Annotated in this window: 18 protein-coding genes and 1 pseudogene; 13 read left to right on the top strand and 6 right to left on the bottom strand. The window is 67.0% G+C overall.

Going from position 1 to position 18330, the window contains the following annotated elements; genetic code table 11:
* On the top strand, nt 1-381 hold a 381-nt coding region (locus tag C5F44_RS18000; protein WP_219908679.1), incomplete at its 5' end, for a hypothetical protein.
* Nucleotides 382-385: 4 nt separating this feature from the next.
* Here C5F44_RS18000 and C5F44_RS10445 read toward each other — a convergent pair.
* Complete coding sequence (locus tag C5F44_RS10445; RefSeq protein WP_235822600.1) at nt 386-913, bottom strand: DUF2478 domain-containing protein; 528 nt, start codon at nt 911-913, stop codon at nt 386-388.
* A 46-nt stretch (nt 914-959) separates the two neighbouring features.
* Here C5F44_RS10445 and mobA point away from each other — a divergent pair, with 46 nt between their 5' ends.
* The 9 genes and pseudogenes from mobA to C5F44_RS10400 all read left to right on the top strand — a co-directional run bounded on the left by mobA (nt 960) and on the right by C5F44_RS10400 (nt 10135).
* Nucleotides 960-1598, top strand: a complete 639-nt coding sequence (gene mobA / locus C5F44_RS10440; RefSeq protein ID WP_235822599.1) for a molybdenum cofactor guanylyltransferase MobA — start codon at nt 960-962, stop codon at nt 1596-1598.
* The gene (locus tag C5F44_RS10435; RefSeq protein WP_181318248.1) at nt 1588-2529 is read left to right on the top strand and encodes a molybdopterin guanine dinucleotide synthesis; all 942 of its coding nucleotides are present in this window, start codon (nt 1588-1590) and stop codon (nt 2527-2529) included. The genes mobA and C5F44_RS10435 overlap by 11 nt, the downstream gene beginning before the upstream one ends.
* Nucleotides 2522-3521 (top strand): annotated as a pseudogene (locus tag C5F44_RS10430) (NAD(P)H-binding protein). The gene C5F44_RS10435 and the pseudogene C5F44_RS10430 overlap by 8 nt, the downstream one beginning before the upstream one ends.
* 183 nt (nt 3522-3704) lie before the next feature.
* The gene (locus tag C5F44_RS10425; protein ID WP_328588489.1) at nt 3705-5306 is read left to right on the top strand and encodes an ABC transporter substrate-binding protein; all 1602 of its coding nucleotides are present in this window, start codon (nt 3705-3707) and stop codon (nt 5304-5306) included.
* 46 nt (nt 5307-5352) lie between these two features.
* On the top strand, nt 5353-6417 hold the full coding sequence (locus C5F44_RS10420) for an ABC transporter permease (RefSeq protein WP_107673462.1): 1065 nt from the start codon (nt 5353-5355) through the stop codon (nt 6415-6417).
* Nucleotides 6414-7334, top strand: a complete 921-nt coding sequence (locus C5F44_RS10415; protein WP_107673461.1) for an ABC transporter permease — start codon at nt 6414-6416, stop codon at nt 7332-7334. Before C5F44_RS10420 ends, C5F44_RS10415 begins: the two co-directional genes overlap by 4 nt.
* Complete coding sequence (locus tag C5F44_RS10410; protein ID WP_107673460.1) at nt 7331-8179, top strand: ABC transporter ATP-binding protein; 849 nt, start codon at nt 7331-7333, stop codon at nt 8177-8179. Before C5F44_RS10415 ends, C5F44_RS10410 begins: the two co-directional genes overlap by 4 nt.
* Nucleotides 8180-8291: 112 nt before the next feature.
* Entirely contained in the window at nt 8292-9068 is a 777-nt protein-coding gene (locus C5F44_RS10405; RefSeq protein WP_107673459.1) for an ABC transporter ATP-binding protein, read from the top strand.
* Nucleotides 9065-10135 (top strand): dipeptidase, encoded by a 1071-nt coding sequence (locus C5F44_RS10400; protein ID WP_107673458.1) that lies wholly within the window; start codon nt 9065-9067, stop codon nt 10133-10135. Before C5F44_RS10405 ends, C5F44_RS10400 begins: the two co-directional genes overlap by 4 nt.
* A 66-nt stretch (nt 10136-10201) precedes the next feature.
* Here C5F44_RS10400 and ubiV read toward each other — a convergent pair whose 3' ends face one another.
* The 3 genes from ubiV to ubiT are packed head-to-tail and all read right to left on the bottom strand — an operon-like array spanning nt 10202 to nt 12655.
* Nucleotides 10202-11104: a ubiquinone anaerobic biosynthesis protein UbiV gene (ubiV, locus tag C5F44_RS10395; protein WP_107673457.1), complete on the bottom strand. Its 903-nt coding sequence runs from the start codon at nt 11102-11104 to the stop codon at nt 10202-10204.
* Between the two features lie 4 nt (nt 11105-11108).
* Entirely contained in the window at nt 11109-12101 is a 993-nt protein-coding gene (gene ubiU, locus C5F44_RS10390) for a ubiquinone anaerobic biosynthesis protein UbiU (protein WP_107673482.1), read from the bottom strand.
* On the bottom strand, nt 12101-12655 hold the full coding sequence (gene ubiT, locus C5F44_RS10385; RefSeq protein WP_235822598.1) for a ubiquinone anaerobic biosynthesis accessory factor UbiT: 555 nt from the start codon (nt 12653-12655) through the stop codon (nt 12101-12103). Before ubiT ends, ubiU begins: the two co-directional genes overlap by 1 nt.
* A 105-nt stretch (nt 12656-12760) precedes the next feature.
* Here ubiT and C5F44_RS10380 point away from each other — a divergent pair, with 105 nt between their 5' ends.
* The 3 genes from C5F44_RS10380 (at nt 12761) to C5F44_RS10370 (ending at nt 15626) form a co-directional block, all read left to right on the top strand.
* Nucleotides 12761-14245, top strand: a complete 1485-nt coding sequence (locus tag C5F44_RS10380) for a UbiD family decarboxylase (protein ID WP_107673480.1) — start codon at nt 12761-12763, stop codon at nt 14243-14245.
* The gene (locus C5F44_RS10375; protein ID WP_107673456.1) at nt 14242-14808 is read left to right on the top strand and encodes a UbiX family flavin prenyltransferase; all 567 of its coding nucleotides are present in this window, start codon (nt 14242-14244) and stop codon (nt 14806-14808) included. Before C5F44_RS10380 ends, C5F44_RS10375 begins: the two co-directional genes overlap by 4 nt.
* Nucleotides 14809-14900: 92 nt before the next feature.
* The gene (locus C5F44_RS10370; RefSeq protein WP_235822597.1) at nt 14901-15626 is read left to right on the top strand and encodes a class I SAM-dependent methyltransferase; all 726 of its coding nucleotides are present in this window, start codon (nt 14901-14903) and stop codon (nt 15624-15626) included.
* A 63-nt stretch (nt 15627-15689) separates the two neighbouring features.
* Here C5F44_RS10370 and cybH read toward each other — a convergent pair whose 3' ends face one another.
* Both cybH and C5F44_RS10360 read right to left on the bottom strand, forming a co-directional pair.
* Nucleotides 15690-16454, bottom strand: a complete 765-nt coding sequence (gene cybH, locus C5F44_RS10365; RefSeq protein ID WP_107673455.1) for a Ni/Fe-hydrogenase, b-type cytochrome subunit — start codon at nt 16452-16454, stop codon at nt 15690-15692.
* A gap of 79 nt (nt 16455-16533) precedes the next feature.
* Nucleotides 16534-18327, bottom strand: a complete 1794-nt coding sequence (locus C5F44_RS10360; protein ID WP_107673454.1) for a nickel-dependent hydrogenase large subunit — start codon at nt 18325-18327, stop codon at nt 16534-16536.
* Between the last annotated feature and the right edge of the window lie 3 nt (nt 18328-18330).

Here is an 18330-nt window from a genome sequence, read left to right as displayed (position 1 = left end):
GCCTGTCTGGCGCTGCCGGTGGCGGCGGCGATCTTTCCCGCGCTGGTGGCGGGGGGGACGCTGGCCGCTTCAGCCGCGCTGCTGCCGCGGCTGTGGCGCGCGGCGACGCTGCCCGTGGCCGGTGAACGGGCCGGACTGGGCGCGGACCTGCGGTTTCTGGCGGCGGGTGTCGGGGGCCTTGCGCTGCTGCTGATGGCGCTGGGGCATGTGGCGGGGCCGGCGGCCTTCGTGCTGCTGGCGGCGGCGGTGCTGCGTCGGCCGGGGGCGCGGGCTGCGCTGCTGGCGGCGGGGCTGACGGCGGCGGTCAGCTATGCGTTGTTTGACCTGCTGGCGCCGCAAAGCTGGCCGCAGCCGTGGCTTTGGGCGCTGTGGCCGGGATGAACGGTCAGGCAGCAGCGGTGGCGCGCGCCCAGAAGAGGACTGCCTCTTCCTCGGGCACCAGAGCCGTGGCCAGACCTTCGGCAAAGGCCTGAAGCGCGGGCAGGTTCAGCGGCGAAACCGCCGTCAGCACCGGCAGGCCGTCGGCCAGTGCGCGGCCGATCACCGGGCGGAAGCCACGCCCCTCGGCCTCGTGCTTGCCGAACTTGTTCAGGATCAGCAGCGCCGGGCGGTGGCGGTCAAGCTGGTCTTCGACCAGGGCGACCGCCTCTTCCAGACGGCCCGCATCCAGCCGGCAGCCGCGCGCCAGCGGCCCCCGGTCCTGCGAGATTCGCAGCCGTTCGGGCCGGCCCAGCAGGCGCAGGTCCATATGGCAGCTCCGGTCCGGGGCGAAGGTAATGTTTTCCTGCACGACACCGGCCAGCGCATGGCCTTCGGCCAGCAGCCGGTCGGCCACGGCGGCCAGCAGGCGGTCACCGGCGCCCCGGCCTTCGGTCACGACATAGGCAAGCGTGGCGGGATCGGTGCGGGTCAAAGGGGCCTCCTTGCGGCACGGGAACCGGCATAGCATCATCGCGGGCATGAGCAAAGCGCCCCCGCCCCCTGCCCCGATGCTGCCGGCCGTCATTCTGGCGGGCGGGCTGTCGCGGCGGATGGGCGGCGGCGACAAGGGGCTGCTGCTGCTGGCGGGGCGGCCGGTGCTGGCGCATGTGCGCGACCGGATCGCGCCGCAATGTGGGCGGCTGGCGCTGAACGCGAACGGCGATCCGGCGCGGTTCGCCGGGCTGGGGCTGCCGGTGCTGCCCGATGCGGTGCCGGCCGGGGTTGAGGCTTGGCCCGGCCCGCTGGCGGGGGTGCTGGCGGCGCTGGACTGGGCCGCGGCTTTGGGTGCGGCGGGGGTTATCACCGTGGCGTCGGACACGCCGTTCCTGCCGGGGGATCTGGTGGCGCGGCTGGCGGCGGCGGGGCCGTTCGCGCTGGCGGCGGGAACCGAGGACGGGGGGCCGCGGCTGCACCCGGTCTGCGGGCTGTGGCCGGTGGGGTTGCGCGATGCGCTGGCGGCGGCGCTGGCGGCGGGGGAGCGGCGGATCGGCCTATGGGCGCAGGCGCAGGGGGCGGCGGTGGCGGTGTTTCCGGCGGCGGCGCCCGATCCGTTCCTGAACCTGAACACGCCGGACGATCTGGCCCGGGCCGAGGCGGCGCTGCGGCATGAGGTTTGACAGCATCCTGATCACCGATTGGTCGGGCGGCGGCGACCGGGGGCCGCGCCCGGTGAAGGATGCGATCTGGGCCGGGCTGGCGCGGGCGGATGGCGGCCGGGACGCGCCGGTCTATCTGCGCAACCGGGCGGTGGCCGAGGACTGGATCGCGACCACACTGGCGCGTGAACGGGCGGCCGGGCGGCGGGTGCTGGCGGGGTTCGATTTTCCCTTCGGCTACCCGGCGGGCTTTGCCGCGCGGGTGCTGGGGCGGGCCGATCCGCTGGCCCTGTGGGACTGGTTCGCCACGGAACTGCCGCCGGGGCGCGGCGCGGCAGAGGAACCGTGCCGCTTTGCGCTGGCCGGGCGGCTGAACGGGCTGTTCCCAGGCATCGGACCGTTCTGGTTCAACGGCCGGCGGGAAGATGTGCCGGGCCTGCCGCGCAAGGGGAATGCCCGGCAGGGGCACGGGATGGCGGAACGGCGGCTGGCCGACAGCCGGGCGAAGGGGGCCTTTCCCTGCTGGCAGATGGGCGGGGCCGGGGCGGTGGGATCGCAGGCAATGACCGGACAGGCCGCGTTGGCGCGGCTGCGACGGCGGTTCGGGGCCGATCTGGCGGTCTGGCCGTTCCAGCCCTGCGACAGGGCCGGAATCGTGCTGGCCGAAGTCTGGCCGTCGCTTCTGGGCCGGGCGGTGGTGCCGGAACCGGGCGAGGTGAAGGATGCCGCGCAGGTGCGGCTGCTGGCGGCGGCGCTGGTGGGGATGCAGGCGGTGGGGCATCTGGCGGATCTGCTGACCACGGCGCCCGAGGTGGCCAAGGCGGAAGAGGGCTGGATTCTGGGCCTTGGGACCGAAGACAGCTTGACCCGCGCCCTTCTGTCCCCTTCTGGCCGGGCGGCGGCTGGCCTAGGGTCGGCGCCGATGACCTGTGAGGACACCGTGAATGACTGACGCGCGCCCTGCCCCGACCCGCCCGCTGCGGGTGATGCTGCTGGGGGCCACCGGCACCATCGGCCGCGCGACCGCCGCGGCGCTGGTGGCGCGGGGGGCATCAGGTGGTGTGCCTTGTGCGCCCGAAACCCGGCGATGACAGCCATCGCGGCCTGCCCGACGCGGTGGACCTGCGCCTTGGCGCGGCGGGCGATCCGGCGTCGCTGGCGCGCGACGGGTTTCGCGGAGAGCGGTTCGATGCGCTGGTCAGTTGCCTTGCGTCCCGCACGGGGGCGCCGCGCGATGCCTGGGCCATAGACCATGCGGCGAATCTGGCGGCCCTGCAGGCCGCGCAGGCGGCGGGGGTCGGGCAGATGGTGCTGCTGTCGGCGATCTGCGTGCAAAGGCCGCTGCTGGCGTTCCAGCAGGCCAAACTGGCCTTCGAGGCGGCGCTGATCGCCTCGGGCCTGCGCTATTCCATCGTGCGGCCGACGGCGTTCTTCAAGTCGCTGTCCGGTCAGGTGGCGCGGGTGCAGGCGGGCAAGCCCTTCCTGCTGTTCGGTGACGGCCGGCTGACCGCCTGCAAGCCGATCAGCGACGGCGATCTGGGCGCCTATCTGGCCGATTGTCTGGGCAACCCTGAGCGGATCAACCGCATCCTGCCAATCGGCGGCCCCGGCCCCGCCATCACCCCGCGCGATCAGGGCGAGTGGCTGTTCCGGCGGCTGGGGCTTGAACCGAAGTTCCGGCAGGTTCCGGTGGGGCTGATGGATGCGATCATCGCCGGCCTGACGCTTGCGGGAAAACTGTCGGCCAAGGCCGCCGACAAGGCGGAATTCGCACGGATCGGCCGCTATTACGCGACCGAGTCGATGCTGGTTCTGGATGCGGGAACAGGGCGTTACGATGCCGGCGCCACGCCCGAGACAGGAACGGAAACACTTTTCGATTACTACGAAAAGCTGATCCGCGGCGAGGTGACGGTAGACTTGGGCGAGCACGCGGTTTTCTGACGAATTCCCGCAACCCTTGATTGCATTGCCCCGCCCACTGGCCAGAACCGCGCCATTTGCCAGACCCGGCCTGTAGAAGCGCGGCAGGACACCCATTGACAGTTGTGTCCGGCGTTAGTCCTATCGCCCGATGAACCGGACCCGCAGACGGGACCGGAGCAACACTTTTCAGGGAGTTCCAGCATGAAACTGATGTCCGGGTTCGGTCGCAGCGCGGCCGTTGCGATTCTTATGGCCGGCACCGCGCCGGCGGCCTTGTTTGCCGAGACGCCTGCCGACACGCTGGTGATTGCCGATGCCATTGACGACATCGTTTCCATCGACCCCGGCGAGGCGTTCGAGTTTTCGGGCACCGACCTGAACAACAACCTTTATGACACGCTGATCGAACTTGACCCGGCCAAGCCGGGCGAGCTGGTGCCGGGCCTTGCCGAAAGCTGGTCGGTGTCGGAAGACGGGTTGACCTATACCTTCAAGATCAAGTCCGGCGTCACCTTCAGCAGCGGCAATCCGGTCACGGCGGAAGACGCGGCCTTTTCGCTGCGCCGCGTGATCAAGATGGACAAGACCCCCGCCTTCATCCTGAGCCAGTTCGGCCTGACCGCCGAAAACGTGGACCAGATGATCACCTTCGACGGCGACACGCTGACGCTGAAGACCGACAAGGCCTATGCGCCGTCCTTCGTTTACAACTGCCTGACCGCCGGCGTGGCCAATATCGTCGACATGAAGACGGTGATGGCCAACGAGGTGAACGGCGATCTTGGCAACGAATGGCTGAAGGCCAATTCGGCCGGCACCGGAGCCTATATCCTGAAGAGCTTCAAGCCGAACGAAGGCTATGTGCTTGAGGCGCGCGCCGGCCACTGGCGCGGCGATGCGAAGATCAAGAATGTCTTCATGCGCCATGTGCCGGAAGGCGCGACCGAGCGGCTTCTGCTGGAAAAGGGCGACATCGACATCGCGCGCGAACTGACGCCGACCGATGTGCAGGGCCTGGAAGGCAATGCCGACGTGAAGATCCAGAACGACGTGGGCGGCCAGATCTACTATCTGGCGCTGAACCAGAAGAAGGCCGAACTGACCAATCCGAAGGTTCAGGAGGCCATGCGCTATGCGATCGACTATTCGGGCATGACCGACTCGATCCTCAAGGGCATGTGGGTGGTTCACCAGAACTTCCTGCCCAAGGGCTTCCTTGGGGCGCTGGATGAAAACCCCTACGGCCTGGACATCGAGAAGGCCAAGGCGCTGATGGCGGAATCGGGCGTGACCCTGCCGCTGGAAGTCAGCTTCACCGTTCGCAACAATCAGGAACGGATGGACATCGCGCAATCGGTGCAGAACACCTTTGCCCAGATCGGCATCAACCTTGTGCTGGATGTGGGTGACGGCAAGCAGGTTCTGGAAAAGTATCGCGGCCGCCAGCACGAGATCACGCTGCAGACCTGGGGCCCGGACTACCCCGATCCGCAGACCAATGCCTCGACCTTTGCCTGGAACCCCGACAACAGCGACGAGGCCAAGAACGCAGGCGTTCTGGCCTGGCGGACCGCCTGGGACCCGGGTGCAGAGATCAACGGCGCGACCGAGGCGGCGGTTCTGGAAAAGGACACCGACAAGCGCAAGGCCATGTATGAAGACCTGCAACGCAAGGTGCGCGACAGCTCGGCCTTCGTGCTGATGTTCCAGCAGGCCCGTCAGGACGGGATGCGCGCCAATGTCTCGGGCTTCTACTCGGGCGGTGCGGCGGATTCGGCCGCCTACTGGCTGGTCACGAAGTAAGCGACAGGGCCGCCGCGCCACAGGGGCGCGGCGGCCCGTTTTCCAGATGACCACAATCCCCGCCTCGCCGCGCAATTCGCGCGCCCTTTCCGTGCTTCGGCAGATTGCGACCGGCTTCATGACGCTGGCGCTGACGCTGCTGGGGCTTCTGGTAATCACCTTCGTGATCAGCCGGGTCGTGCCGATTGATCCGGTGCTGTCCATCGTGGGCGAACGCGCCACGCCCGCGCAGATCGAGGCGGTGCGCCAGTCGCTGGGGCTGGACCAGCCGCTGTGGCGGCAGTTCCTGATCTATGTCGGCGACGCCTTGCAGGGAGATCTTGGCCGGTCGATCCGGTCGGGCGAAGAGGTGGTGAGCGAGATCAATCGCTATTTCCCCGCCACGCTGGAGCTGGCCACGCTGGGCACCCTTTTCGGCACGCTGGTGGGGGTGCCGGCGGGCGTTCTGGCCGCCACGCGGCCCGGCAGCATTGCCGACCAGATCGTGCGTCTGGTGGGGCTGATGGGCTATTCCATGCCGGTGTTCTGGCTGGGGCTGATTGGCCTTCTGGTGTTCTACGGCAAGCTGAACTGGGTGGGCGGGCCGGGCCGGCTGGACCCGACCTATGACATGATGCTGCAATTCACCCTGACCACCTATACCGGGGCGATCCTGATCGATTCCGCGCTGAACGGCGCCTGGGACGTGTTCCGCAATGCGATCAGCCACATCATCCTGCCGGCGGGTCTGCTGGGCTATGTCTCGATGGCCTATATCAGCCGGATGACCCGCAGCTTCATGATGAACGAGCTGGGGCAGGAATACATCACCACGGCCCGGGTGAAGGGTATGCCGGAATGGCGGGTGATCTGGGTCCACGCCATGCGCAACGTCATGGTGCCGCTGATCACGGTGATTGCCCTCAGCTATGCCTATCTGCTGGAAGGGTCAGTCCTGACCGAGACGATCTTTGCCTGGCCGGGCCTTGGCCTCTACATCACCAACGGGCTGTTCGCCGCCGACATGCCGGCGGTGCTGGGCGGCACGGTGGTGGTGGGCGTGGCCTTCGTCACGCTGAACATGCTGTCGGACATCCTGTATCGGCTGGTCGATCCGAGGGCGCGGACATGAGCAGCTTGCGCCTGTGGCTGACCGACCCCAACCCCACCTCGCGCCGGCAGGCCCGGCTGGGGCAGCTTTGGCTGGCCTGGCTGCGCATCCGCCGCAACAGCCTGGCCATGGCAGGGCTGGTGATCGTGGCTTTGCTTGTGCTGGTGGCTGTCTTCGCGCCGCTGCTGGCGCCGCATGACCCGCTGGTGCAGGATCTGGGCCGCCGGCTGCTGCCGCCCGGCACGCCCGGCAACCTGCTGGGGACTGATGACTTCGGCCGCGACATCCTGAGCCGGATCATCTATGGCAGCCGCATCACGCTGTACATCATCGGCCTTGTGGCGGTGACGGCGCCGGTGCTGGGGCTGCTGATCGGCACGGTGGCGGGCTATTTCGGCGGCTGGGTCGATGCGGTGCTGATGCGGCTGACCGACATCTTCCTGGCCTTCCCGCGACTGATCCTGGCGCTGGCGCTGGTGGCCGTTCTGGGACCGGGGATCGAGAACGCGGTGTTGGCCATCGCGCTGACCGCCTGGCCGCCCTATGCAAGGATCGCCCGGGCCGAGACGCTGACCGTGCGCAATTCCGACTATATCGCGGCGGTGCGCTTGCAAGGGGCCGGGGCGGTGCGGATCATTGCCGGGCATATCGTGCCGATGTGCCTGTCTTCGGTGATCATCCGGGTCACGCTGGACATGGCCGGGGTGATCCTGATCGCTGCCGGTCTGGGGTTCCTTGGCCTTGGCGTGCAGCCGCCGATGCCGGAATGGGGCCTGATGATCAGTTCGGGCCGCAAGTTCCTGTTCGAGCAGTGGTGGGTGGCCACCATGCCGGGGCTGGCGATTTTCATCGTCTCGCTGGGCTTCAACCTTCTGGGCGATGGTCTGCGCGATGTTCTGGACCCCCGGTCTTCGCAATCGGGGAGTGCGCCGAAATGACCCTTCTCGACGTGCAGAACCTGCGGGTGACTTTTGACACCGAGACAGGGCCGGTGCAGGCGGTGCGGGGCGTGTCCTTCAGCCTTGGCCGCGAACGGCTGGGCATCGTCGGCGAAAGCGGATCGGGCAAGACCATGACCGGCCGTGCCGTGCTGCGGCTGATCCGCCCGCCGGGCCGGATCGAGGCCGACCGGATGGTGTTCGACGGTCAGGATCTGATGAAAGCCTCTGACCGCGAGATGCGCGCCCTGCGGGGCCAGCGCATCGGCATGGTGATGCAAGACCCGAAATATTCGCTGAACCCGGTGATGAGCGTGGGCCAGCAACTGACCGAAGGCCTGCGCCTGCGCGACCGGATCGGCCGTGCGGCGGCCCATGCCAAGGCGGTGGCCGCCCTGGAAGCGGTGCAGATCCGCGACCCGGAACGGGTTATGGCCGCCTATCCGCACGAGCTTTCGGGCGGGATGGGCCAGCGGGTGATGATCGCGATGATGCTGATCCCCGAACCCGACCTGCTGATCGCCGACGAACCGACCAGCGCGCTGGATGTGACCGTGCAGGCCGAGGTGCTGTCGATCCTGGACGGGCTGGTGCGCGACCGGGGCATGGGACTGATCTTCATCAGCCACGACCTGCGGCTGGTGTCGCGGTTCTGCGACCGGGTGCTGGTGATGTACAAGGGCCGCATCGTGGAAGAGGTGCAGGCCGGCAACCTGCTGGCGGCGCGGCACCCCTATACGCAAGGTCTGCTGAACTGCCTGCCCCGCATCGGCGGGCCACGCGCCCCCCTGCCCGGGCTGGACCGCAGCGGAGCCTGGGCGCAGGACAACGGGGGCACGCGATGACCGGGCGTTCGGGCGGGGAGAGCCGGAGTTTTGCAAAACTCCGGGCCGGACCCTTTGAAGGGTCCGCTGCGGTTTCTTTGAAGAAACCGCTTCGCGGCAAGGGGTGTGCGGCATGAGCCTGATCGAGATCGACAACCTTTCCGTCACCTTCCGGGCCAAGGGCCGCGAGGTGCAGGCGGTGCAGGGCGTCAGCCTGACCGTGGGCGAGAAGGAGAGCTTTGGCCTTGTCGGCGAAAGCGGATCGGGCAAGTCCACCATCCTGCGGGCGATCTGCGGGCTGGCGCCGGTGTCGGGCGGCACCATCCGCATTGGCGGCAAGGTGATCCCGTCGCCGCGCGGGCGCGATTTCAGCCGCCGGGTGCAGATGGTGTTCCAGGACCCCTATGCCAGCCTGCACCCGCGCCACACCATCGACCGCACGCTTTCGGAACCGCTGGCGATCCATGGCATCGGCAATTCGGATGCCCGCGTGATGCAGGTGCTGGAAGATGTGGGGCTGCCCACCTCGTTCCGGTTCCGCTATCCGCATCAACTGTCGGGCGGGCAGCGTCAGCGGGTGGCCATTGCCCGCGCGCTGATGCTGAACCCGCAGATCCTGCTGCTGGACGAGCCGACCAGCGCGCTGGATGCCAGCGTGCAGGCCGAGGTGCTGAACCTGCTGAACCGCCTGCGGGCCGAACATGGGTTGACCTTCCTGATGGTCAGCCATGATCTGGCCGTGATCGACCACATGTGCGACCGGGTGCTGGTGATGCAGCATGGCCGCGCCGTCGAGGAACTGTCGCGCGAGGCGCTGGCCGCCGCGCAGATGAAAACCGCCTATGCCCGAAGCCTGTTCGACGCCAGCGCCGACCGGCTGCTGGGCCCAACACCGGAACCTGTGAAATGATCCCTGTCTTCGACGGCCATAACGACCTGCTGCTGCGCCTGCTGGCTGACCCAGCCCGGCGCGAGGAAATCTTTCTGACGGGCGAGGGCAAGGGCGACCTTGACCTGCCGCGCATGAAGGCAAGCGGCTTTGCGGGCGGCTTCTTCGCGATCTACCTGCCCTCGCGCAGCGCCGTGGTCGAGGAAGAGGAGGACGACGACTATCAGGCGAAGATGGAGGTTCCGCCCTATTGCCTGCCCCTGCCCGACCTGATCGACTTTCCCGCCGCGATCCGCCCTGCGACCGAGGCGGCGGGGCATCTGTTGTGGATGGAACGCGCCAGTGAAGGCGCGCTGAAGGTCTGCCGCACCGCGGCCGAGGTGGCGGCCTGCCTGAAAGACGGCACCATTGCCGCGATCATGCACATGGAAGGCGCCGAGGCGATCGACGAAAGCCTGGATTCTCTGCACCTGTTCCACGCCGCCGGCCTGCGGTCGCTTGGCCCGGTCTGGAGCCGGCCGACGATCTTTGGCCATGGCGTGCCCTTTGCCTATCCGTCCAGCCCCGACACCGGGCCGGGCCTGACCGAGGCCGGCAAGCGGCTGGTGGCCGAATGCAACAAGCTGCGCATCATGATCGACCTGAGCCATATCAACGAAAAGGGCTTTGACGATGTGGCGCGGCTGTCGGATGCGCCGCTGGTGGCCACCCATTCCAACGCCCATGCGGTGACGCCCTCGTCCCGCAACCTGACCGACCGGCAGTTGGCGGTGATCCGCGACAGCGGGGGCATGGTCGGGCTGAACTTCGCCGTGGGCTTCCTGCGGCCCGATGGCGGCAAGGGCGAGGATTGCGGCTGGGACCCGGTGCTGCGGCACATGGATCACCTGCTGAAGCATCTGGGCGAGGATCACCTTGGCTTCGGGTCCGACTATGACGGGGCCGCGACGCCCGCCGTCATTGGCGATGTGACCGGCCTGCCCCGGCTGCTGCAGGCGCTGTCCGATCATGGCTATGACCGGCCGCTGCTGGAGAAGATCGCGCATGGCAACTGGCTGCGGCTGTTGCAGCGCACCTGGGGGGCGTGAGCGCCGAACTCATAGGAAAAGGGCCGGCGGTTGCGCCGGCCCTTTTTCGTTGTCGGACCGGAGTGGTCAGGCCGCCGCGCCGCTGAAGCTGCTGCCGACATCCCCGCGGACGAAACCATCGCAGAATTCGGCCCCCGGCATCAGGCGGCGCAGTTCGGCCACCAGATCGGGACCGCTGCCGTCGGGCGCGGCCAGACGGGCGGCATAGGCTTCGGCCACCGCGACGAAATCGCCGACATGGGGCGACAGCCGCAGCGCGGCGACGCCCGCTTCGCGCAAGGCGTTGATCTGGCGGGCGACCGTGGTCACGGCGCGGCCCAGCGTCTGCACCCCGTTCACCGTCAGGAAGGCGTGGCCGTCCAGCGTATCGACATCGCGACCGTCCGGGTCATCGCCGCAGACGAACTGGCAACTGTCCTTGGCGCGGTCGGTCAGCCGGGCGTGGTAGCAGCGGCCCGAGATCGCCAGCGGCGCGCGGCCATGCGCCCAGACCTCGACCGCGACGCCAGCCTCGGCCCCGGCCTTCGCCAGCGTGGCAATGGCGGGCAGCGGCAGTTCGGGCGGCAGGCAGATGCGGGTGGCGCCGCGACGCGCCAGCCAGTTCACCGTGCCTTCGTTATAGACGTTCACCATCGGCCCCACCCAGAACGGCGTGCCTTCGGGAATGTGGCGCAGGGCCGACAGGTCGTTCACCTCGACCGGCAGGCCCATGGCGACCAGATCATCGGTCTGCTTGCGTTCGCGTTTCAGCGTGATCAGCGCCAGCGAGGTGACGGCCACCTCCTTTCCGCCGGCCAGCAGGGCCTCGACCGCGCCGGGAATTTCGTCCTGCCAGAACGGCAGCCGCTTCGAGCAGACCCATTCGCCGATCACCACGCGGGAAACCGGGGTGGTGGCAAGCGCGTCATAGAAATCGCGCACGGTTTCGGCGGTCCAGAAAAAGGCGTTGGAGCCAACGGTCAGGTCCATCGCATCACCTCCAGGTCTTGGCATAGGCGCCGGTGGTGGCGGCCTGGCCTTCGGTCAGTTTCGCCAGCAGCCCCTCGGGCATCGGCTGGCCACGGTCGGCGGCCTCAACCGCGGCGCGGAAGGCGCGGACCACCTGCGCCACATAGGCACGGCTGCGCTGCCGCCCCTCGATCTTGAGCGCGGTGACACCGGCCTTTTGCAGCGCCGGGATCAGGCGGGTGGCGTCCAGACTGGCCGGGTCTTCAAAGATGTGGCCGGTCTGCACCTCACCCTTGGCATCGGGTGAGGTGAAACAGCCCTTGCACAGCGTCGGATAGGGCGCGACGGCCCCTTTCGGGGTGCGGTGGATCAGGAAATCGCCCAACCGCGCCTCTTGCGCGCCGTTCACCTCGGCATAGGCGACGTGGCTGGCGGGCGAACAGACGCCGTTCATGTTGGGCGATTTGCCGGTGGCATAGGACGACAGCGCACAGCGCCCTTCGGCCATCACGCAAAGACCGCCGAAGACAAAGACCTCGGTCTCGACATCAATCTCGCGGTTGATGGCGGCGATTTCGTCCACCGTCAGCACGCGCGGCAGCACGACCCGCCTTACCCCGAAGGATTCGGCATAAAGGTTGATCGCATCAGGGTTGGCGGCGGCGGCCTGCACCGACAGATGCAGACGCAGGTTCGGGTGCTTTTCGGCGGCATGGGCCAGAAGGCCGATGTCGGCCAGAATGACCGCATCCGCCCCCGCCGCTTCGGCATCGGCCACGGCGCTGTGCCACAGCGCCTGATCGCCGGCGCGGGGAAAGGTGTTGATGGCCACCAGCACCTTTGCGCCACGGGCATGGGCATGGGCCACGCCTTCTGCCAGTTCCTCGCGGCTGAAGTTCAGGCCGGGGAAGTTGCGGGCGTTGGTTTCATCGGCAAAGCCGCAATAGATGGCATGGGCGCCGGCCTCGACCGCGGCGCGCAGGGCGGCGGGGGTGCCGGCGGGGCAGACCAGTTCCATCATCGGAAATCCTCCGGGTCTTCTTGCACGCGGTGGCGCGACAGCGACAGTCCGGTGCGGCGTTCCAACAATGCCGACATGCGGCGCAGGGCGGGGCCGGCGGGGCCGGCCAGGGTGGCAAGTTCCTCGGTCAGGTCGATCTCGGCATCGTCCAGCGCGTTGCGAAGCGCGACGACCGACGAGGTATCCCCCGCAATCTCAAGTTCGCCCGAAAAGAACAGGGCGTCGCCGTCTTCCTCGGCATGAAGCATGGCGAGGAAGGATTTCAGCTTGCCGCGGATTTCGGTGTCATGCGGCGGCGGGTTGCGCCGGGTGGTGACGGTCAGCCGCCGCAGCGAGGGTTCCAGCAACATGGGGAACGGCATGTCCGTCACATCAATCAGGAACCGCGATCCGGCGGTGGCGCCCATGCGGCGCAGGATCGACGGATGGCGTTGCAGCACATGCCGCATCAGCCGCGAGAACAGCATCGACAGCGGCGCCATGGGCGGCAACGGCAGCGGGACGGAGCGGCCAAGAACCTTGACCGAAGGATCAGAGAGGATGCGCATCATGGGCGGACCATAGGCGGACAAGTGTCAGGTTTGATTGACACAGGTCAATCTCGCGCACGGGTTGCGCTGTTAGACCGGGGCGCGACCCCAATGGAATTTCCCGACATGCGCCGCCTGCCTGCCTTTGACGATCTGCGTGCCTTCCTTGCCTGGGCCGAGGGCAAGGGCGATCTGGCGCGCATCAGCCAGCCGGTGGCGCTGGCGCAGGAAATGACGGCGGTCGAACTGGCGGCCTTGCGGAAAAACGGGCCAATCCTGCGGTTTGACCATGCCACAGGCGCCGATGGGGCGCGGGCACGGATGCCGGTGGTGGGCAATCTGTTCGGCACCAAGGCACGGGTTGCGGCGGGGCTGGGGCTTGAGCCTGACGGTGTTGCCGGCTTTGGCGAATTCCTTGCCGCCCTGCGCAGCCCGCCCCCGGTGGACGGCATGCGCGACGCCTTGTCGCGCTGGCCCATGCTGAAAGCGGCGCTGGCAACCCGGCCGAAAATCCTGCGCCGGGGCGTGGTGCAGGAAAGCAGCCTGCCCGACCTGACCGCGATTCCCGTGCAGACCCCCTGGCCGGGCGATGCCGGGCCGCTGATCACCTGGCCGGTGGTGGTGACGCGGCCGCATGGCGCCGATGTGGACGATGTGCAGCGTTACAACCTGGGCGTCTACCGCGCGCAGGTGATCGGGCCGGACCGGCTGATCATGCGCTGGCTGGCGCATCGCGGCGGGGCCGCGCATCACCGGACCTGGGTTCGCGCCGGCGTGCCGATGCCGGTGGCCATCGCGCTTGGCTGCGATCCGGCGATGCTGCTGTCGGCCGCCCTGCCCTTGCCGGAAACCGTGTCGGAGATGACCTTCTCGGGCGTGTTGCGGGGCGCGCGGACCGAAATCGTAAAGGCCGAGACGGTGCCGCTGATGGTGCCGGCCCAGGCCGAGATCGTGATCGAGGGGTTCATCCACCCCGGCGAGACCGCGCCCGAAGGCCCGTTCGGCGACCATACCGGATATTACAACGCTGCCGAGCCGTTCCCCGTGATGCGCGTCAGCAAGATCACCTGCCGGAAAGACCCGCTGTATCTGTCCACCGTCACCGGGCGGCCGCCGGACGAACCCTCGGTCATTGGCGAGGTGTTCAACGATCTGGCGCTGCCGGTGATCCGCCAGCAGATCCCCGAGGTGCAGGATGTGTGGCTGCCCGCCGCGGCCTGTTCCTACCGCATGGCGGTGGTCAAGATCGCCAAGCGCTATCCCGGTCAGGCGCGGCGGGTGATGATGGCGCTGTGGGGGATGCTGCCGCAGTTCAGCTATACCAAGGTGGTGATCGTGGTCGATGACGACATCGACATCCGCAACTGGGACGATGTGCTGTGGGCGCTGTCCACCCGGATGGACCCCGGCCGTGACCTGATGGTGCTGGACCGGACACCGATGGACTATCTTGATTTCGCCTCGCCCGAGGAAGGGCTGGCGGGCAAGCTGGGGATTGATGCCACCACGAAGATCGGGTCCGAGACCACGCGCGACTGGGGCCGGGTGATGGCGCTGGACCCCGCGCATGAGGCGCGGGCGGCAGATTTGCTGAAAGGGGTGATCCGATGACCGCGCGGGTGATCCTGGGCGTCTCGGGTGCCTCGGGCGCGGCGCTGGCGCTGGATTGTGCCCGCGTGCTGGCCCGGATCGGGGCCGAGATCGACCTTGTTCTGTCGCCCATGGCCGAACGCACCCTGACGCTGGAAATCGGCCCGGGGGCGCAAGAGGCGCTGTGCGGGCTGGCCACGCGGGTGCATGGCATCGGCGATCTGGGGGCCAGCATCGCCTCGGGGTCAAGCCCGGTGGCGGGGATGATCGTCGCCCCCTGTTCGATGCGCAGCCTTGCCGCCATTGCGCATGGGCTGGACGACAACCTGCTGACCCGCGCGGCAGGGGTGCAGCTCAAGGAGCGCCGGCCGCTGGTGCTGCTGGCGCGCGAGGCGCCGCTGACGCTGGCCCATCTGCGCAACATGACCGCCGTCACCGAAATGGGCGCCATCGTGCTGCCGCCGGTGCCGGCCTTCTATCTGCGGCCCGCAACCACCGCCGAGATCACGGCCCAGATCGCCGCGCGCGCGGTTGACTTGCTGCGCCTTGCCGCCCCGGTCGCGGCGGCCTGGGGACAGGACTAAGGGGTGGAAGCCGTGCCTGCCCGGTGCCAAGGCATTGAAATGCGCGGGTAAACGGCTAATGGTGGGCCTTGCGTATTTGCAGGAGCACGTCCTTGGCCCCGAAGTCAGACCGACCGAACTATTTCCGCGACCATCTGGCCAAGACCGGCGACCGCGCCCTGCTGAAGATGGATCATTATCTTGATGTCTATCACGACCTGCTGCGCGACTGGCAGGGGAGCGACATCTCATTCCTGGAAATCGGGGTCTACAAGGGGGGCTCGCTGGACCTTTGGCAAGGCTTCTTTGGCCCGAAGGCAAAGCTGGTCTTCGCCGACATCGACCCGGAGTGCCGCGCGATGGAACGGCCCGGCCTGACGATCGAGATCGGCGACCAGTCGGACGGCGCGTTTCTGGACGGGCTGGCGGCGCGGCACGGTCCGTTCGACCTGATCATCGACGATGGCGGCCACAAGATGAACCAGCAGACCACCAGCCTGCGCCACCTTTGGCCGCACCTGAACGATGGCGGCCTTTACGTTGTCGAGGATACCCATACCAGCTATTGGCCGGGTTTTGGCGGCGGTCTGCGAAAGCCGGACTCGATGGTCGAGGTTGCCAAGCAGTTGGTGGACCAGATGCATAGCTGGTACAGCGACGAGCCGCATTTCAAGTTCTACAGCGCCGCCCAGCAGATTGGCAGCATCCGGTTCCATGATTCAATGATCATTCTGGAGAAGCGGCTGCACGACAAGCCGCGCTCACTGACGGCCCGGAATGGGGCGGTCAGCTACAGCACGGTGCAGGTGGACAGCCGGAACCGCAAATCCGTGTTCTGAACGGACCGGACGCGCAGGAAAAAGGCCCGACCGTCCGGTCGGGCCTTTGCCATTTCTTCACGCTCAATCGGGACGGTCGTCCTTGAAGGTGCGGTGGCCCGACAGCATGGTCGAGACGGTGGATTGCCGGCTCATGATGTCTTCGCGCAGGGCGGCGTAGACATGGATCAGAACGAAGATCACGATCGACCACATGCCGAAGCGGTGCAGCATGTGCAGGATCTGGCTGTTGCCGATCCAGCCCAGCAGCCAGCCCATGGCGGTATCGGGCAGGCTGCCCTGCCCCGCGCCTTCGGCATAAAGCGCCCAGCCGGTGATCATCATGAACGAGATGCCCAACGTCATGAAGAAGAACATGGCGGCATGGGCCATGGGGTTGTGGCCGACATATTTCTTCGGCTCTTTCACCATGAACATGTACCAGCGCAGTTCATAGATCAGCTCATACCACCAGCGGCGGTTGGTGACCGGCAGGGTGAACATCTGCCGGGCATGGGTATTGCCGACGAAGGCCCAGTAGATGCGGCCGAAGAACCCCACCGTCAGGATCATGCCGGCGGCGAAATGGGCAAAGCGGATGTAGCCCATGACGAACTGATGCGTCGCCTCGGCGATCTGCATGCTGGGCAGCGGCTTGCCGATCAGGTAGCCGGTCACCACCAGCACGGTGATGACCAGCGCATTGACCCAGTGCCAGACCCGGACCGGGGCTTCGTAGACATAGACCGAGGATTGCTTCTTCAGCGTTTCCAGGTCTTCCGCCGTGGCGTCGCCCGTCAGGACCGAGGCCTCGAACGCCTTGAGATGCGGGGGATGCAGGTCGGTCATCGGCCCGGCCCGCCCGTGCAGCGCCCGCCGGTTGCGGCCGGGGGCGAAAGAGACAGTCTCGGCATCGCATCCTCCTCGCTTAGCGGACCTTGACCGTGGTCAGTTCCTGACCGTCCGGCGACATGACGTGGGTGGAACAAGCCAGGCAGGGATCGAAGCTGTGCAGCGTGCGCAGGATTTCGACCGGCTCTTCGGGCCGCTCCATCTTGGTGTTCATCAGGCTGGCCTCGAAGGCGCCGATGTTGCCGGCAGTATCGCGCGGGCTGCCGTTCCAGGTGGTCGGCACGACGCATTGGTAATTGTCGATGCGGCCATCCTTGATCTTGATCCAGTGGCCCAGGGCGCCGCGCGGCGCTTCGGTCATGCCCACGCCCTTGGCTTCCTTGGGCCAGGTCGAGGGGTCCCACTTCGCCACATTCGCGGTGCTTTCGTCGCCGTTCTTGATATTGGCGACCAGCTTGTCGAAGAAATGCTTCTGCAAGCGGCCGCAATATTCGGATTCCAGCGCCCGGGCGGCGGTGCGGCCCAGCGTCGAGAACAAGGCCGAGACCGGCAGGCCCATGGTGCCCAGCAGACCATCGACCTGGTTCTTGATGTCCTCATGCCCCTTGGCATAGCCGACGACATAGCGCGCCAGCGGCCCCACCTCCATGGCGTGGCCCTTCCAGCGCGGCGCCTTGATCCAGCTATACTTGGCCGCCTCGTCCAACTGCTCGATATTGGTTTTGGTGCCCTTGAAGTTCGGCCCCAGCTCGAATTTCGGGCTGGTCTCACCGTCCCAGGGATGCAGGCCCTTGCCCGGTTCGCCGTATTCGTACCAGGAGTGATCGACGAATTCCTGCACCTGTTCGGGGTCGCGCACATCGACATCGTGCACTTCGTTCAGGTTGCCGTTGATGATCGCCCCGCGGGGAAGGTGCAGTTGTTCGGCGCTGAAATCGTTGGGATGTTCGGGAATGTCGCCATAGGCCAGCACCGACTTGCCCGACAGCCCGCCGCCGTAAAGCCAGTTCTTGTAGAAGCCGCCGATGGCCACAACGTCGGGCAGATAGACATCGCGGATGAAGGTCTGGCACAGGTCGATGATCGACGAGACCAGGTTCAGGCGTTCGATGTTGATCGCGCCGACCGCGCCGGTCGAATGGACGTTGATCGGGCACGGAACGCCGCCGACCAGCCAGTTCGGGTGCGGGTTCTTGCCACCGAAGATGGTGTGGATCTTCACCACTTCCTTCTGCAGATCCAGCGCCTCAAGATAATGCGTGGTCGCCATCAGGTCGGCTTCGGGCGGCAGAAGATAGGCCGGGTTGTCCCAGTAGCCGTTCTTGAAGATGCCCAACTGGCCGCTTTCGACAAAGGACTTCAGCCGGTTCTGCACATCGCGGAAATAGCCGGGCGAAGACAGCGGGTGGTTGGGCGACACCATCTGCTGAAGTTCTGACGTGGCTTTAGGGTCGGCCCGCAAGGCATTGACAGGGTTCACCCAATCCAGCGCATGCAGATGATAGAAATGCACGATGTGATCGTGGATCTGCAGGTTCAACTGCATGATGTTGCGGATCGAGTTGGCATTGTCGGGGATGGTGATCCCCAGCGCATCCTCGACCGCGCGCACGGATGTCAGCGCATGGGTGCCGGTGCAGACCCCGCAGATCCGTTCGGTAAAGGCCCAGGCATCGCGCGGGTCGCGGCCCTTGAGGATGACCTCAAGCCCGCGCCACATGGTTCCGGTGGACACCGCGTTGCGGATGATCCCCTGCTCATCGACGTTCACTTCGCAGCGCATGTGGCCTTCGATCCGGCAGACCGGATCGACCACCACGCGCTTGCCCGCAGTATCCAGGGTGAAGCCGTTTGGCGTCGTCACTCCCATGGC

Origin of the sequence: Fuscovulum blasticum DSM 2131, from assembly GCF_003034965.1 — a bacterium.
GTDB classification, from domain to species: domain Bacteria; phylum Pseudomonadota; class Alphaproteobacteria; order Rhodobacterales; family Rhodobacteraceae; genus Pseudogemmobacter; species Pseudogemmobacter blasticus.
Note: the sequence above shows the minus strand (reverse complement) of the source record. Positions and strands in the feature narration are given on the sequence as shown.